Annotated in this window: 16 protein-coding genes and 1 pseudogene; 5 read left to right on the forward strand and 12 right to left on the reverse strand. The window is 56.1% G+C overall.

Translation table 11 applies throughout. The features are described 5' to 3' along the window. The 10 genes and pseudogenes from I2C21_RS15665 to I2C21_RS15710 form a co-directional block, all read right to left on the reverse strand. Positions 1–600: an MptD family putative ECF transporter S component gene (locus I2C21_RS15665; protein WP_195279710.1), complete on the reverse strand. Its 600-nt coding sequence runs from the start codon at positions 598–600 to the stop codon at positions 1–3. Between the two features lie 137 nt (positions 601–737). Further along, positions 738–1562, reverse strand: coding sequence for a class I SAM-dependent methyltransferase (locus tag I2C21_RS15670; protein ID WP_195279711.1), 825 nt, complete (start codon positions 1560–1562; stop codon positions 738–740). Between the two features lie 24 nt (positions 1563–1586). After that, entirely contained in the window at positions 1587–2402 is an 816-nt protein-coding gene (locus I2C21_RS15675) for a class I SAM-dependent methyltransferase (protein WP_193537386.1), read from the reverse strand. A 42-nt stretch (positions 2403–2444) separates the two neighbouring features. Continuing rightward, on the reverse strand, positions 2445–3014 hold the full coding sequence (locus tag I2C21_RS15680) for a class I SAM-dependent methyltransferase (protein ID WP_286167327.1): 570 nt from the start codon (positions 3012–3014) through the stop codon (positions 2445–2447). Between the two features lie 141 nt (positions 3015–3155). Continuing rightward, positions 3156–3377 (reverse strand): annotated as a pseudogene (locus I2C21_RS15685) (ZIP family metal transporter); the annotation flags it as partial. Positions 3378–3391: 14 nt separating this feature from the next. After that, a complete protein-coding gene (locus I2C21_RS15690) occupies positions 3392–3616 on the reverse strand; it encodes a peptidase M50 (protein ID WP_193537382.1) in 225 nt (74 codons plus the stop codon). Positions 3617–3724: 108 nt separating this feature from the next. Next, positions 3725–4582: a class I SAM-dependent methyltransferase gene (locus tag I2C21_RS15695; RefSeq protein ID WP_195279713.1), complete on the reverse strand. Its 858-nt coding sequence runs from the start codon at positions 4580–4582 to the stop codon at positions 3725–3727. Positions 4583–4774: 192 nt separating this feature from the next. Beyond that, positions 4775–6505, reverse strand: coding sequence for an ABC transporter ATP-binding protein (locus tag I2C21_RS15700; protein ID WP_195279714.1), 1731 nt, complete (start codon positions 6503–6505; stop codon positions 4775–4777). Beyond that, positions 6502–8247, reverse strand: a complete 1746-nt coding sequence (locus tag I2C21_RS15705; protein WP_195279715.1) for an ABC transporter ATP-binding protein — start codon at positions 8245–8247, stop codon at positions 6502–6504. Before I2C21_RS15705 ends, I2C21_RS15700 begins: the two co-directional genes overlap by 4 nt. A gap of 75 nt (positions 8248–8322) precedes the next feature. Next, complete coding sequence (locus I2C21_RS15710) at positions 8323–8952, reverse strand: TetR/AcrR family transcriptional regulator (RefSeq protein WP_193537374.1); 630 nt, start codon at positions 8950–8952, stop codon at positions 8323–8325. 166 nt (positions 8953–9118) lie between these two features. Here I2C21_RS15710 and I2C21_RS15715 point away from each other — a divergent pair, with 166 nt between their 5' ends. The 5 genes from I2C21_RS15715 (at position 9119) to I2C21_RS15735 (ending at position 14423) form a co-directional block, all read left to right on the forward strand. Beyond that, on the forward strand, positions 9119–9739 hold the full coding sequence (locus I2C21_RS15715) for a TetR/AcrR family transcriptional regulator (RefSeq protein ID WP_193537372.1): 621 nt from the start codon (positions 9119–9121) through the stop codon (positions 9737–9739). 68 nt (positions 9740–9807) lie between these two features. Next, positions 9808–11559, forward strand: coding sequence for an ABC transporter ATP-binding protein (locus tag I2C21_RS15720; protein ID WP_087270334.1), 1752 nt, complete (start codon positions 9808–9810; stop codon positions 11557–11559). Next, complete coding sequence (locus I2C21_RS15725; protein ID WP_195279716.1) at positions 11556–13295, forward strand: ABC transporter ATP-binding protein; 1740 nt, start codon at positions 11556–11558, stop codon at positions 13293–13295. Before I2C21_RS15720 ends, I2C21_RS15725 begins: the two co-directional genes overlap by 4 nt. 189 nt (positions 13296–13484) lie before the next feature. Next, entirely contained in the window at positions 13485–14171 is a 687-nt protein-coding gene (locus I2C21_RS15730; protein WP_195279717.1) for a class I SAM-dependent methyltransferase, read from the forward strand. Between the two features lie 6 nt (positions 14172–14177). After that, entirely contained in the window at positions 14178–14423 is a 246-nt protein-coding gene (locus I2C21_RS15735) for a heavy-metal-associated domain-containing protein (protein WP_195279718.1), read from the forward strand. A 70-nt stretch (positions 14424–14493) separates the two neighbouring features. On the opposite strand, the gene I2C21_RS15740 is transcribed toward I2C21_RS15735, so the two are convergent. Both I2C21_RS15740 and I2C21_RS15745 read right to left on the reverse strand, forming a co-directional pair. Further along, positions 14494–14685 (reverse strand): hypothetical protein, encoded by a 192-nt coding sequence (locus I2C21_RS15740; RefSeq protein WP_195279719.1) that lies wholly within the window; start codon positions 14683–14685, stop codon positions 14494–14496. Between the two features lie 219 nt (positions 14686–14904). Beyond that, a complete protein-coding gene (locus I2C21_RS15745) occupies positions 14905–15303 on the reverse strand; it encodes a metal-dependent transcriptional regulator (RefSeq protein ID WP_193537364.1) in 399 nt (132 codons plus the stop codon). Positions 15304–15314 lie beyond the last annotated feature (11 nt).

Genomic DNA, 15314 nt, shown 5'->3' on the forward strand with positions numbered 1-15314 from the left:
TTACAGAATCCCCGCCTTCTCAAAGTGCTTGCGGAACATTCCTTTGGCCAGCAGGATACCCAGAATAGCTCCCACGATAGACGCCCCCACCAGAACCACGATCATACCCGGGGAAGTCAATGCCGCCAAGGTGGAGACATAGGCTTCCGGCATTCCCTGCTGGCTGATCTGCGCCAGAAAACTGTCCCGCATGATCCAGACAGGCAGCGGGGAGCCGATCATCCCCAGCGAGAAAAACACGTAGGCCAGAGCATTACCACGGAAAGACCGGTAATGGCTACAGATCCGGCAAAGCTCCGCCAGGATGCAGCTCACCGCAAAAGCAATGAGAATCACCACCGTAAATTGGCCAGTAACAAAGTAGATCAAGGCCGTAATAAAGCCCATCAGGACCACTGCGCCGGTCTTTGGCACCTTAGTACACATCATCAGGAATGGGATACCCGCAAATACGGCGATCAGGCCAGGCATCAAGATCCAAAGCAGGGGATGCAGACCGCTGAGAAGCATAAAAGCAAAGTTGATGACAAAGTAGATGGCGGAGAAAATTCCCACCGTAATGATGTCCTTTCCCGTCATCCCTTTTTTCTGCGTGTTCATGATGTACCGCTCTCCTTCAACATAGTTAGATTATGCTAACCGTTATTTCTGAGAAAAGGCGCTCAGCGCGCCCCTCCTTACTGAGTATAGCGACACATCGCCGTTCTTTCTGCTCCGATTGGACGACTTTATCCCGTTTAGTCATGGAATTTAGCGCTGTGACAGAGATGTACCATCTTCACCATACAGAATCGGTCCGAAACTGCCATGCTGATCTTGGTGGACAGCTTCAATCCGGTTCGGGGGATATGGCGGTAATAAGGCTCCTCAGCCAGCACCCTGACCCCACTGCCGATTTTTCCGGCCAGCACCGATGCGGAATCCACATAGAAAAACATCTGCGCATCTCCGTGGCCCACTTGCTTCATGTACTTTTTCCGCATCATGGCCATACCGCTTTTACTCACGGAGTCAAAGACGATTTCAATCTCTCCAAACCCCGTGAGCATCCGCAGGAGTCCCACAACCTTGCTTTCCTCAAAATAGTGGAACAGGCCGCCAGCGGTGACCAGAATAGGAGCATCCGGCACATCAGCGCGGATCTGCTTGATCCAGTCCTCGGCAAAGGCGTCTCCGGCGAGATAGGTCTCCCGCTCCGGCTCCGGCAACAGCTCCCGCCGGTACTCCACCACATGGGGCAAATCCACGGCATACCAGCGCGACCTTCCGTTGTCGCAGCGGGAATATGTCGTCTCCAGACCGCAGCCGAGCTGAACGACCACGCCGTTCGACCTGTGCTCCAGAAAGGTCCGGATGATCCGATCCATATTGGCAGACCGAGCGGCGGAAGCCAGCAGGGTATACTGACTCAGGCGGCCCTGCGACAGCAGCTCGGGCGGCAGCTTCTCCTTCAGCTCCAGCGCCTTCCCATCGTATAAGATCTGCGGGCAGTGCTCGCTGGCATAGAGCCTGCCCAGCATGGGGACAAACAATGTGTCCTCCACAACGCCCAACTTGGACATGGTCAGCCCTCCCGTTTTGACGAATTACTTTCTGCCGACAAGCAGCTGGGAAGATCCCAGCATCATCATGGCAGCCCGGCGGTGGGAGCCGAAGGCTTCTTCTGCGGTATCAATGAGCCGGACATCCTGATAGCCCATCTCCCGCAGCTTTTGCGCAAAGGCATCCATATCGCCGTACAGCTTGGGCTTCATATCATCGTTCAGAGCAAAGACGCCTCCTTTTTTCAGCACCCGCAGGCTCTCCAGCAGCAGCTTGTGCATATCGGCTCCCATGACATTATGGTAGACATAGTTGCTGATGACCGCATCAAAACTCTCATCGGGGAAATCCAGATGATTGGCGTCGCCATGCTGGAATACACACCGGGAGGCCACACCTTCACTTGCGGCGTTTTTCTCACAGAGGGCCTTGCTGTAATTGTAAACAGCTCCCCAGTAGTCCATGCCAGTGACCTTTGTCTCCGGCCAGGTTAGGGCCGCACGGATCGACAGGGCCCCGGAACCGCATCCGACCTCCAAGAGACTGCCCTGTCCGTCATAGTCCAGGTGAGAGAGAACGACCCGGTGAACCTGTTCCATAATCCCGCCACCGCCAAAGGCATACTGACGCCTGATCCATGTGATCCAGACCAGCAGGGCCACCAGCGCCGCCGCAACAACAGAGAACAGAACACCGAGAACCGTGATGTGGAACACCGAAAAGGAGAGTACGGCCAAAACTACGGCCAGAGCCGTGATACCGCCAATAATATAGAACACGGGATTGGACATCCAGCTTCCGTAGTCTTCGCCATGGCTACCGAGACGAATTTCTGCTTGTTGATTACGCTTTTGCTGCATTCGATTTTCCTCCCTGTCATTTAATATTTGTGTACAATTCGTTTACGGGTGTTTCTCCTTCGCCTTCCGGCAGGCAAAAGAGGCTATGCTCTGGACGGTGCGAACCTTTGCCGGCCCGAATGTTTCCTCCAGACGATGCCGCAGGCTCTCCGCCGTCTCAAAGGGCGGGGTGAAATAGCCCTTTGGCACATACAGCCTGCGGATTATCCAGTCGGTGCGGCGGTTTTGCCCCGTCACATAGAAGCAGCCGCAGAAGATCCCGCCTGGCCGCAGTACACGAAAGATCTCCCGCCAGGCGGCCTCCTTATCCGGAAACGCATGAAACCCGTTGAGCGAGAGCACGATGTCGAAACTGCCATCCCCAAAAGGCAGCGCCCCAACATCCCCCTGCTGAAAGCGCACATGGGCAAGTCCCTCGCCCCGGGATTTTGCCCGCTCCAGCATCTCCGGCGAGTAATCCAGGCAGGTGATCTCCGCCTCCGGCATTTCCCGATAGAGGGGCATGGTCAGTATGCCGGTACCCACGGGGACTTCCAGCAGTCTTCCGGAAAACCCCTCCGGTATTCCGGAAAGGGCGGCGGAAAGGTAGTCCTGGGTTTCCGCCCGATCCATTCCCCATATCAGGCGGCATACCGCTCGGCCTGACAGGGTGGAACAGGTGATCATGCCATCATAAAATGTCCGTTTGCCTCCCAATCCCCGGTAGGCGTTTTGAATCCGCTCTTCTTGTCCCATTTTTTCACCTTCACTCACTCAAGCACCCAGCGCCACATCCAGCGTCATCATGAGGGTAAAACCGACTGCAAACAGAATAGTCCCTATATTGGAGTGCTTTCCCACTGACATCTCCGGGATCAATTCCTCTACTACCACATAGACCATCGCTCCGGCGGCAAAGCTCAGGGCGTAAGGCAGTACCGGAACCAAAATCCCCGCCAGGAGAACCGTCAGGATTGTGCCCATCGGTTCTACTATTAAACGAAAATTTATTAATCTGCTTTGTTTTCTGTCAGGAGAATATATAATCCAGAAACTAAAAGGAGAAGAAACAAAATCGCAGGGATTAACATCTCGTTTTCCAAAATACTTGTTACCATTCTTCCGGGTGGTGTTTCCCACGCACTTGACGGATTTTGCATTGCGACCATCATCGTTCCTATAACTCCAATAACACCACTTAATGTCAAAAATCCACCCTTAATCAATCTTTTCATACTAATCTTCGCCTCCTTATAAACAAGACACATGCCACACCCAGCGTTGTCCCCGCAAAGGGAATCAGCAGCCCTTGCCATAGTTCAATGGGCATAATCTTCTCCAATCTAATCGTGACTGTATTCTGCAAAGTCGATCCGGACGATCTGGAGCCGCATCAGTCCGTCGGCCAGCTTCGCCAGTAGCCGGTGGATAGGCCGAACCGCCGGATCATGAAGCGATTGATAGCCCAGCATATAGCCCCGGCTGGAAACAGAAAACAGCGGCGACCATGGCTCCAGATCCCCCTTGGCATCCTTGACGGAAAAATAGGCACCCACATCCCGGATGCCCGCCTGCTTCACCCAGGTTTTCAGCATCAGCCGAACGGCCGTTTGCCCGGCCGCGTCAAAGACCAGCCGCCCTCCTGGGAACCGTCTTGCGATGCCTGTGGCCAGAGCTTTGACCTCTTCCGTCGTGAAGTAGTAGAAGACCCCGGCGGCAAACAGCACCGTCCCATCCCCAGGATCTGCGCGGACAGCATCCATCCAGCGCGGGTCTTTCAGATCAAAGGCCAGATTTTTCTCCCGCTCTCCGGGAGGAAGTAGGCGATCCCGCAGCTCGATCACATCCGGCAGGTCGATGTTCCAGATGCTGCACCGGCCGTTGTCACAGGCCCGCCCGGTGTTGTCCAGACCGCAGCCCAGATTGATGACGGCCGCTCTGGGATGGGCATTCAGATAGTCCCGCACCTCCCAGGCGAGGTCATTCTGGCGCATGGCGACCTCCAGCGCGCCGAAGGTCTGCATCAGACCGTTTGCCTGCCGCTCCAAAGGGGAGAAGTCGTAGTCCACCTTCTCCATCAGCATGGCCGCCGTGGCATCCTGATAAAGTCCGGGGAACCGCCGCGAGCAGAGCCGCCGGCCATACAGCGGGATGATGAGCGTCTCCTGCACGGAGTCCTTCTCGACCTTGTACTTCTCCATAGGCCCTCCTCAAAAGACACGGTACTCTACGCTTGATTATAGTTAGCAATCGCTAACCAGTCAAGTGATTTTCCATTTTCAGTATCAATTGCCCCTTCAAGCGCAATCTCCCGGACACAACAAGAGTGCCGCCGCCGGAATATACCCGGTGGCGGCACTCCTCTTTTCATGATGGTTTGGGCGTTCCTCCTCTTAGAGCTTCCACTGGCCGGACTCTTTACGGCCGGATACGAACGCTTGATACAGGCCCTCCTGGGCCATGAGCTGGCTGTGGGTGCCCCGCTGAACGATCTGTCCGCCGTCCAGCACCAGGATCTGATCCGCATTGCGGACCGTCTTCAGCCGGTGAGCGATCATCAGAATGGTCTTGTTCCGAGTCAGGGCTTCGATGGCCTTTTGCAGCCGGTCCTCATTCTCCGGGTCTACATTGGCGGTGGCTTCATCCAGAATCACGATGGGAGCATCCTTCAGGATCGCCCGGGCAATGGAGATGCGCTGCTTCTCGCCGCCGGAAAGGCTGGAACCACCCTCGCCGATGACGGTGTCGTAGCCTTGGGGCAGGGTGAGAATGAAGTCGTGGCAACAGGCCTTCTTCGCCGCGGCCACCACCTCCTCGTGGGTGGCATTGGGGCATCCAAACTTGATGTTGTTTTCCACCGTGTCGGCAAAGAGATAGACCTTCTGGAATACCATGGAGATCTGATCCATCAGGCCCTCCAGGGTATAGTCCTTCACATTCTGACCGCCCACCAGGACGGCGCCGCTCTCCACATCCCAGAACCGGGCGATGAGATTACACAGTGTGGTTTTCCCGGAACCGCTGGGGCCCACGATGGCGGTGGTGGTCCTGTCCGGGATGGCGAAGGATACATCCCGCAGGATAGGCCGCTGGTCATAAGAGAACGAAACATGGTTGAAGGTAATGCTGTGCTCCCTGGGCGTGCCGGCCCGACCGGTCTCTGCCAGCTGGGGCATGGCGTCCGTCTCATCGGCATGGGCCATGCAGCTGCTGACGATACGCAGCAGGGACATGCCGCTGCCCGCCGAGGAGATCTGAGCAAAGACCAGGAAGGACATGATGACCACCATCAGGGCGTTGGCCAGGATCATCGTTCCGGAGAGATAGAACCATACCGCCGCAAGCATCATGGCCACGCTTCCCAGCTGGAGCGCGATCCCCTGCGCCATAATATAAGGGGTGAACATCTTTTCGATGTTCAGGTTGCTGCGGCAGTTGTATTCCAGTGCTTCCTGCAAGGTGCGGTCACCCCGTCCGGTGAGGTTGAAGGACTTCACCACGCTCATGCCCTGCACATACTCCAGCACCGCCTCCACCAACTTGGCCTCGGACTTCTGACGGTGCGGGGCGAGGGCGGCGGATTTTTGCTCCATGGCCGAGGTGATGAACAAATAAACTGCTGTGGCCGCCACCACAATGAGACCGATCCGCCAGTCAAAAATCAGGATCATCACCGTAAAGACCAGAGCGTTGAGCATCCCGCCCAGCATGGTCACCAACACCATGGGGGCCACAGTCTCCACATTGTCCAGTACAGTGGTGCAGACCCCGGTGAGCTCTCCCAGGCTGTTGTCGTTGAAGTAGCCCATGGGGACGGATTTCATCCGCTGCCCGATGGCCACGCGCTTATTGGCCGCCATGAAGTACCCGGCGTGGGTCTGCTGGAGTTGGGAGAAATACTTGGTCACGGCGCTGCCCAGAATACTGACTGCCAACAGACCCAGCGCCTGCCACGCCGTGGCATGGCCGGTTTTTCCATCCAGCAGAGCCAGGATGGTGTAGTAAATGGCGGCGATCTCAAACATATGGAACACCGCGTTGAAAAAGCAAGCGATCACCGAGCGCCGGATGTTGCGCTGTTCCTCACCGGCAAACCGCCAGATACCTCTGAATGTCTCGATCATACCGTTTCTCCCTCCTTTACACCCATGTGAGCCTGCCACAGATCGGCGTACAACGGGCAATGGCGCAACAGTTCTTCATGTCTGCCCTGTGCCTCGATGCTCCCATCCTTCACCACCACGATCTGATCTGCGCCGGTGATGGTGGACAGGCGGTGGGCAATGACGATGACCGTCTTACCCTCCACCAGTTTTGCCACTGCCCGCTGGACCACCGCTTCATTCTCCGAATCAATGTAGGCGGTGGCCTCGTCCAGAATCACCACAGGGGCGTTTTTCAGCATGGCCCGGGCGATAGCGATACGCTGCCGCTCTCCTCCGGAGAGATGGGCGCCTCCGCCGCCCACCCGGGTGTCATAGCCATGATCCAACTGGCGGATGAAACCGTCGCATCCGGCGGCTTTGGCGACTTGTTCTACTTCTTGATCCGTGGCATTTACCCGTCCCATACGGATATTTTCCCGGATGGTATCGTCAAAGAGGTAATTGTCCTGAGAAACAAAGGCCACTTGGTCGTAGAGTTGTTCCAGCGGGATACGGCTTTCCTCCACGCCGCCCAGGGTAATGCGGCCCTCGGTCACATCCCAGAAACCGGCGATGAGCTTGGCAATGGTGGACTTGCCCGAACCGGAGGGTCCAACCAAAGCGGTGAGGCTGCCGGCCGGAATGGTGAGGGAGATGTTGTGGAGGATCTCCTTGTCCTGGGCATATCCAAAGGAAACATGACCCAAGGCGATATCCGGTTTTCCCAGCTGTGCCGGCTGTGTTCCGTGATCCTGCTCCGGCTTCAGGAGGATCTCGTCCACCGAGCCTACGATGGTACCTACCTTGGCAAGATTATCCACAAAGCCCATGGCGGCAATGAGAGGTCCCACAATACTCATGGACAGGATGATGGTGGTGAGAAATACCTCTGCGGACAAACTGCCGTCCGTGTAGAAGCTCCAGCCCACAGGCAGCACCGTGATAAGGGTGGTGGGAGCGATGGCATAGGCCAGCGCCATTCCGAACTGGCATTTCTTCATCCAGTTGTAGTAGTAGGCAGCATTGGCCCGTACCCGGGAGGAGAACTTCTCATAGGAGTTCTTTCCCTGATTGAAGGCCTTGATGACCTCAATGCCGCCGATGTACTCCACAATGGTCTCGTTCATAGCCTGGGTCGTCTCCACCGCACCCTGATAGTCCTTGCCATAGCTGCCCATGATGGCCATCATAAAAGCCATGCCCACAGGAATGGACACCAGACTCAGCAATGCCATACGCCAGTCCAGCGTAAACAGATACACGAGAACGCATACCGGCGCCAGCAGATTGGAGGTCATCTCCGGCAGCAGGTGAGCCAGCGTCGTCTCCATACTCTCCACCTGATCTACCACGATTTGTTTGAGCCGTCCGCTGGAGGTATCCAGAATATCTCCCAAGGGTAAGCGAGGCATTTTGGACAGAACCATCTTCCGGATGTCCCGCAGGATCTGGAAGGTGGCTTTGTGGGAGAGGGAAAGTGCCAGATTGTAAAGCAGGGTTTTGGCCAGATAGCCCCCCAGGGCCACCATACACCACAGAAGATAGAAGTTCCAGTCCCGCTGCCCGGTCAAAAGCGCCACCAGAATGTGCCCCGCTGAGAGATACGGCAGCAGCCCCAGCAGGACACCCGCCACCGCGCAGAAGATGGCGGCAATCAGGCCGCCGTGATGTTCCCTGCCCAGCTGCCACAGCCGCAGCAGCGGGCTTTGCGTTTTCTGCATAAATAAGCCTCCTTTAGTTAGTTATTGCTAACCTTTGGTTCTATGAAAAGGCCGCCGGGAAAGCGGCCTTTTGCACTACCGGAAGTTTTCAGGATGAAAGATCGTCTCAAATCCTGCCATGTGATAGCGGTTGAGCTGGCGGATATAGTGGAGCGCCCGGGCCTTATCCATGCGGTGCCGCACCGGCTCAAACATTCCGTTGAAGTAGGCGGTGGTAACGATATGGATCAAGTCCTCGGTGACCTGACCGGAGCGGACGCTCTCACAGCCGATGACCTCCATGTATTTGTAGGTGTAACTGACTTCGATCTCCACCAACTCGTCAATATAGTGGGCATATTCCGTCCCAGCGCCCCGGAGGAGCAGCAGTTCAAACTCCGGCAGGTGCTCATAGATGTAATCAAACAGTCCCTCCTGGGCATGGGCAGTGTAACGCCCCATTTCCTCCTGCTGGGTTTGGCCGTCAAACCGGTGAAAAGACTCCTGAATCTCCAAAAAACGGCGCTTCAGCTCTCCGGCAGCAGGCTCCACCAGGGCCCGGAACAATCCCGCCTTGTCGGTAAAACGGGTATAGATGGAGCCGGTGCTGGTTCCCGCCGCCTTGGCGATATCCCGCAGGGATGCCAGAGCAAAACCTTTTTCCAAAAATTCCTGACGGGCGCAGCGAAGCACATTTTCATAGACCCCTTCGATCTGCTTTGCCATGGTATCGCCTCGCAATTCAAAACAGTGTTTCAAAACGATGTTTTGAATATACAACCAAAAAGCGAGTTTGTCAAGAGAGGATTTCCCCTTGACAGGGATAGAAAGGGATGCTATATTGATAATCGGATTATCGGTAATCAAATTATCATTCGTTGGGAGGGATGTTATGGCAAAACCGGATACTTCCATTGACCCTCGGATCATGGACAGCGCCAAAGAGGAGTTCCGGACGCTGGGCTTTGAGAAGGCTTCCCTGAAATCCATCTGCCAGCGGGCTGGGGTGACAACCGGCGCCCTTTATAAGCGTTACGCCGGAAAAGAGGAACTGTTTCGCGCTGTGGTGGCGGATACGGTGGCGGATTTGGATGCTGTTTATGAGGAGCGGACAGCGGTACCGGCATCCGCTCTCTCCGACGAAGACCTGATCCGGGCGTGGTATATGGATGAGGAATATATGCTGTGGTGGTTCCGCTTTCTCAATGAGCGGCGGGATGGCTTTGTTCTGCTGCTTACCGGAGCGGAGGGTACTGCCTACGCCAACTTTCAGCACGACTGGGTTGAGAAAATGACGGAAGGCACCTGGACCTACTATGCTGAGGCCAGACACCGAGGGTTATGTACGGTGGATATGACGCAAGAGGAACTTCATGTAGTTCTGTCCGCTTTCTGGACCACCATTTACGAGCCCTTTATCCACGACTTCACCTGGCCGGAGATCCAGCGCCACTGTACTCTGGTCTGCCGTCTCTTTGACTGGTACGCCGCCCTGGGATTCCCCAAGGGGTGAAAAACGCCTCTCCGGAGGCTTTTTTCTCGCTAATAAGTTAGCAATAACTAACCAAAAGGAGTGATACTGTGTTTCAAAAAGTCCTGCGCTACACTGGACGCCACCGGAAGACGACTTATGCCTCCATTCTGGTACTGGTGGCCGGCGTGGCCATGAGCGTGCTGCCCTATTTCTTCCTCTACCGCCTGCTGCGGCCCCTGCTGACTGGGGGCAGTCTCACATTGGAGGAAACCCTGTTCAACGCCGGGGCCATGGCTCTGTGCATGGTCCTCTACGGCCTTCTCTATGTGGAGGGGCTGGCTCTGTCTCATCGCTCCGCCTATCATACTTTGGAAAACCTCCGGCTCCATCTCCAGAGCAAGCTGGAAAAGCAGCCCCTGGGCGCGATCCAGGAGAAGGGCGTTGGAGTCTGGAAGAAGATGTTCATTGACGACATTGAGAGCATGGAACTTCTGCTGGCCCACGCCCTGCCGGAAGGGCTGTCCAATCTGGCGGTGCCGGTGGTGGTATTTGCGGCCATGTTCCTCACGGACTGGAAGCTGGGTCTGCTTTCCCTCTGCTCCCTTCCGCTGGGCGTGCTGGCCATGGGCATGATGTACCGCTCCGGCATGAGCAAGATGGGAGACTACTACGCCGCCGGGCAGAAAATGAACAACACCATCGTGGAGTACATCAACGGCATGGAAGTCGTGAAAGTCTTCAACCGGGACGGAGAGTCATATCACCGCTTTGAGACCGATGTAAAAAACTACCGTGATTTTACTCTGGATTGGTTCCGGGCCTGCTGGCTGTGGATGGCCCTCTACACCAGCATTTTGCCCTGCGTGGCGCTGGTGCTGCTGCCAGCCGGCGGCTATCTGGTACTCACCGGCGCCTCCACCTTGCCGGATTACGCGCTGGTATTGTGCATGTCTTTTTCCGTGGGACCGCCTCTGATCCGAGCCATGAACTTTATGTCGGTGCTGCCCCAGCTGAGCTACAAGATTGACCAAATGGAATCTCTGTTCAATATTCCGCCCCTGAAAGAAGGAAAAACGGATTTCAACGGAAACGATTTGCAGATCCGCTTTGAGAATGTGCGGTTTTCTTATGAAAAGGACGAAGTCCTCCACGGCATCTCCTTCTCTGTCCCACAGGGGAGCCTCACTGCTTTGGTGGGAGAATCCGGCAGCGGGAAGTCGACCCTTGCCAAGCTGCTGGTCCACTTTTACGATGTGACGGACGGACGCATCACGCTGGGGGGGCAAGACCTGCGAGAGATGTCCCTCGCCTCTCTGAATGAGCAGATCTCCTTCGTCGCGCAGGAGCAGTTCCTGTTCAACACCAGCCTGTTGGAGAACATCCGGCTGGGAAGACCCGGCGCCACCGACGAGGAGGTGCTGGCGGCGGCGGAACGGGCTCAATGCGGAGAGTTTCTGAAACGGCTGGAAAAAGGAATCTATACCATGGCCGGCGATGGCGGCAAAGGGCTTTCCGGCGGGGAGCGGCAGCGGATCGCCCTGGCCCGGGCGATTTTGAAGGACGCTCCCATCGTGGTGCTGGATGAGGCCACCGCTTTTTTGGACCCGGAGAATGAGGAGAAAATGAACGCCGCCATTGCCGAGGTGATCCGGGGCAAGACGGTCATCGTCATCGCCCACCGGCTTCAGTCCATTGCAGGTGCCGATCAGATCGTGGTGCTGGATCAGGGCAATGTGGCAGGGATTGGCCGCCACGATACATTGCGAAAGACTTGCCCCGCCTATGAAAAACTGTGGCGGGCTGCCGAGGGAGCCGCTGCCTGGCGTGTCTCTGCGGAGAAAGGAGGCGACGAGGCATGATCGCGCTGATGAAACGAATCCTGTCCGTATCCGGCCCCTATCAGGGGCGGATCAAGCTGGCCTTTGTCTTTGCGTTCCTGAAGGCCATGCTGTCCAAGGCCCCCATCGGTCTGTCCTTCTTGGCCCTGAGCGCTTTTCTCCAGGGAACCATGACGGCACGGCTGTGCCTGTGGCTGGCGGTGGGCACGGTGGGCTGCGTTCTGCTGGAGTGCCTGTGCCAGAACATCGCCGACCGGCTCCAGGCCGCGGCGGGCTATATGGTATTCGCCGATCTGCGCATGGAGCTGGGACGGCATCTGCGCCGCCTGCCCATGGGCTATTTCACAGAGGGCAACATCGGCAAAATCAGTTCCGTTCTGTCCACCGACATGGTGTTCATTGAGGAGAACTGTATGCACGACATTGCCAACATGATGAGCTATACCTTTGCCCAAGCCATTCTTGTGCTGTGGCTGGCCTTCCTGAATCCCTGGCTGGGACTGGCCGCCTTGGTGGTGGTAGGGATCATTTGGCAGCTGGGCCGCGCTTCCCTGGGGAGCACCCTGGCTCACTCTGATGTCCGACAGGAGCAGAGCGAGGCGCTCACACGGGCAGTGCTGGACTATGTGGAGGGCATTGGTATTGCCAAGACCTTCAACCTGCTGGGAGAGCGTTCCGAGCAACTCACCGAAAATTTCGCCCGGAGCCGCAAGGTCAGCATCGAGTTCGAGGAGAGCCAGGCTCCCTGGATGCGGGCCCTCTATCTGGTGTGCGGTCTGGGCTCGGTGCTGATAATCCCCCTGTCACTCTGGCTCTATGGCCGTGGGCAGCTCTCCATCACCTTCCTGCTGGGTGTCTTGCTCTTCGTCTTTGACCTCTTCGGCCCCATGAAGGCACTCTACAGCCAAGCCACCCGCCTGACGGTGATGAACGCCTGCATGGACCGGATCGAGGCGGTACTGGCCCAGCCGGAGCTGCCCGACCGGGGCCGGGAGGCCTTACCCAAAGCCGGCAGTGCCCCGGAGGTGGAGTTCCGAAATGTCACCTTTGCATACGGGGAGAAAGAGGTGCTGCATGATGTCTCCTTCACGCTGGAGAAAAACCGGATGCTGGCCCTGGTGGGTCCCTCCGGCGGCGGTAAAAGTACGGTAGCCAACCTGCTCTCCCGGTTTTGGGATGTCAAACAGGGACAGATCCTGGTACGGGGCAGGGACATCCGCGATATTCCTCTTTCTGATCTGATGGATCAGATCTCTATGGTGTTCCAGCGGGTCTACTTATTCCAGGATACCGTCTATAACAACATCGCCATGGGACGGACAGACGCCACACGGGAGGAGGTCTATGAGGCGGCCAGAAAAGCCCGATGCTATGACTTCATCATGGAGCTGCCCGACGGCTTTGACACGGTCATCGGCGAAGGTGGAGCCAGCCTATCCGGCGGAGAGCGGCAGCGGATCTCCATTGCCCGCTGCATTCTGAAGGATGCTCCCATCGTCATTCTGGATGAGGCCACTGCCAGCGTGGACGCCGACAATGAGAGCTACATCCAGGAGGCCATTACCCAGCTGTGCCGGGGCAAGACCCTGCTGGTCATTGCCCACCGGCTCAATACCATTCGCCACGCCGATGAGATCCTGGTTATCGACCAGGGGCGCATCGTTCAGGCCGGCGACCACGACAAACTTATGGCGGAGGAGGGCATTTACCGCCGCTTCATCACCGCCCGCTCCAATCCCACCGGCTGGTGCCGGTAAACACAGTGAGCCGAACGAAACGGAAAGAATGGCCGGGAGATGTATCCCGGTCATTCTTCGTTCTCGCTTCTTCCCTTGATTGATCCCAGAGAACATGCAAAACCAATATGGCGGCATCTTGCAATTTCGTGCGACAAAGAGTATGATGTAGTTAGCAATCGCTAACCATCATTGAGGTGACCATATTGTATGGATGACAACAAGCAGTTTTGGGAGCGGTTTTCACGGCATTACTCCGGTTTCATGCGCCGCTCCCAGGCAACCTATCAGCAGATATGCAAAGCAATGCGCCCTTTTCTGAAACGGGACATGGATGTGCTGGAGTTGGCCTGCGGAACAGGCCAGCTGTCCGTGCCGCTGTCTCCATGTGTCCGGAGCTGGGAGGCAACCGACTTTTCAGCTGAAATGATCCGTCAGGCCAAAAAGCAGGTGCACTCGTCCCGGCTCCATTTCTCCGTCCAGGACGCTACCCAGCTGCCCTACGGTCCGGAGAGCTTCGACGCAGTCGTGATCTCCAACGCCCTCCATGTCATGCCTCACCCGGAAAAAGCTCTGGCGGAAGCCTGGCGGGTTCTGAAGCCAGGGGGATGGCTGTTCGCCCCAACCTTTGTCTGGGGCAAAAGTCGAAGCGCCAGACTCCGGCTCTGGTTCATGGGGCTGTCAGGCTTTCGGGTGTACCACGTCTGGACTGCCGGGGAGCTGATGGCATACCTGTCCGAGCGGAGATATTCCATCGTTCGCCATCAGCTTCTCGGAAGTTCGTTGGCGCCGCTGTGCTGTCTGATGGCCAGGAAGATCCCGGATGAACGGACTGCGGCATGGCAGACCACCGTCCGGTCCGCGCAGCTCGATCATACAAAAGCCAAGGAGGAATGAGAAATTATGTGGAAGTACACAGTGGAAGTCAATGGAATGATGTGCGGGATGTGCGAGGCTCATGTCAATGACGCCATACGCAAAGCCTTCCCGGTCAAAAAGGTGAATTCTTCCCGCAGCAAAAACCAGACTGTGATTCTCTCTGAAACAGACTTGGACACGGCGACTCTTATGAATGCCATTCGCAGCACGGGGTATGAGGTCGGAGCGATCCAGAAGGAGCCGTACAAAAAAAGAGGACTATTCGGTTGAGTTCGTTGGCGGCAGCGGTCAGAAAAGAGGTGTGAACATGAACGCGGCAATACAGTCGTTTGGATATGGATTAGCAGCCTTGCTGTTTTGCATCGCTATTCTTGGCGTGTGCCATAACATCAAAAAAACTGCCCGCAAGGTTTTGAAAAGCCAGCAGCCACATACAGGGCGATCTATCGCAAAAGTTTTGATTTATGGCACAAGATTGCTTAGTTGTTAACTTACCCCTATCAAAAAATAAGCGGTGGATGCGCTGTTGCATCCGCCGCTTTATATGTTGCTTATCATCCTTCCCGGTGGTGTTACCCACGCACTTGCGGGATGTTGCATTGCTACTATTATCATTCCAGTAACTCCAACGGTACCACGCAAAGTTAAAAAGCCGCCTTTGATCAATCTGTTCTTAATAGCCTCCTGATAAAAGCATGATCGGTACCGAATGTCATTTCAACGCAGGGGGGCAAGCAGCTCTTTCCACAATTCAATCGGCACAGGTTCCTCCAGCCGAATGGTTGGTATATTCTTTTTTGAGTCGCTTTAATCTCTCAAAGGATTCCGTGCTGATTGCGTGTTCAATGCGACAGGCTTCCTTTTCTGCGGTTTTCGGGTCAACACCGGCCTCCATCAGCATCGCAGAGAAGAATTGGTGCTTTTCCAGTGTGATTTCGGCGACAGAACGGCCCGCTTCGGTCAAGATCAGGAAACGACGCTCGTCCATTCGCAGAAATCCTTTCGCACGCAGAGAGGCAACCGCGTGGCATACACTTGGCTTCGATACCTCCAGATGCTGTGCTACATCCACAGACCGTACCACCCCCATTCTCCTCTGAAGGAGTAGGATCGCTTCCAGATAATCTTCCGCTGACGCACGCACTTCCAATCCCATCACTC

Source organism: Clostridium sp. J1101437_171009_A5, assembly GCF_015547905.1.
Classification (GTDB): domain Bacteria; phylum Bacillota; class Clostridia; order Oscillospirales; family Oscillospiraceae; genus Pseudoflavonifractor_A; species Pseudoflavonifractor_A gallinarum.

Coding starts and splice junctions, on each gene's coding strand:
- I2C21_RS15665 (WP_195279710.1), bottom strand. CDS start 600: ATGAACACGCAGAAAAAAGGGATGACGGGAAAGGACATCATTACGGTG.
- I2C21_RS15670 (WP_195279711.1), bottom strand. CDS start 1,562: ATGTCCAAGTTGGGCGTTGTGGAGGACACATTGTTTGTCCCCATGCTG.
- I2C21_RS15675 (WP_193537386.1), bottom strand. CDS start 2,402: ATGCAGCAAAAGCGTAATCAACAAGCAGAAATTCGTCTCGGTAGCCAT.
- I2C21_RS15680 (WP_286167327.1), bottom strand. CDS start 3,014: ATGGATCGGGCGGAAACCCAGGACTACCTTTCCGCCGCCCTTTCCGGA.
- I2C21_RS15690 (WP_193537382.1), bottom strand. CDS start 3,616: ATGAAAAGATTGATTAAGGGTGGATTTTTGACATTAAGTGGTGTTATT.
- I2C21_RS15695 (WP_195279713.1), bottom strand. CDS start 4,582: ATGGAGAAGTACAAGGTCGAGAAGGACTCCGTGCAGGAGACGCTCATC.
- I2C21_RS15700 (WP_195279714.1), bottom strand. CDS start 6,505: ATGATCGAGACATTCAGAGGTATCTGGCGGTTTGCCGGTGAGGAACAG.
- I2C21_RS15705 (WP_195279715.1), bottom strand. CDS start 8,247: ATGCAGAAAACGCAAAGCCCGCTGCTGCGGCTGTGGCAGCTGGGCAGG.
- I2C21_RS15710 (WP_193537374.1), bottom strand. CDS start 8,952: ATGGCAAAGCAGATCGAAGGGGTCTATGAAAATGTGCTTCGCTGCGCC.
- I2C21_RS15715 (WP_193537372.1), top strand. CDS start 9,119: ATGGCAAAACCGGATACTTCCATTGACCCTCGGATCATGGACAGCGCC.
- I2C21_RS15725 (WP_195279716.1), top strand. CDS start 11,556: ATGATCGCGCTGATGAAACGAATCCTGTCCGTATCCGGCCCCTATCAG.
- I2C21_RS15730 (WP_195279717.1), top strand. CDS start 13,485: ATGGATGACAACAAGCAGTTTTGGGAGCGGTTTTCACGGCATTACTCC.
- I2C21_RS15735 (WP_195279718.1), top strand. CDS start 14,178: ATGTGGAAGTACACAGTGGAAGTCAATGGAATGATGTGCGGGATGTGC.
- I2C21_RS15740 (WP_195279719.1), bottom strand. CDS start 14,685: ATGCAACAGCGCATCCACCGCTTATTTTTTGATAGGGGTAAGTTAACA.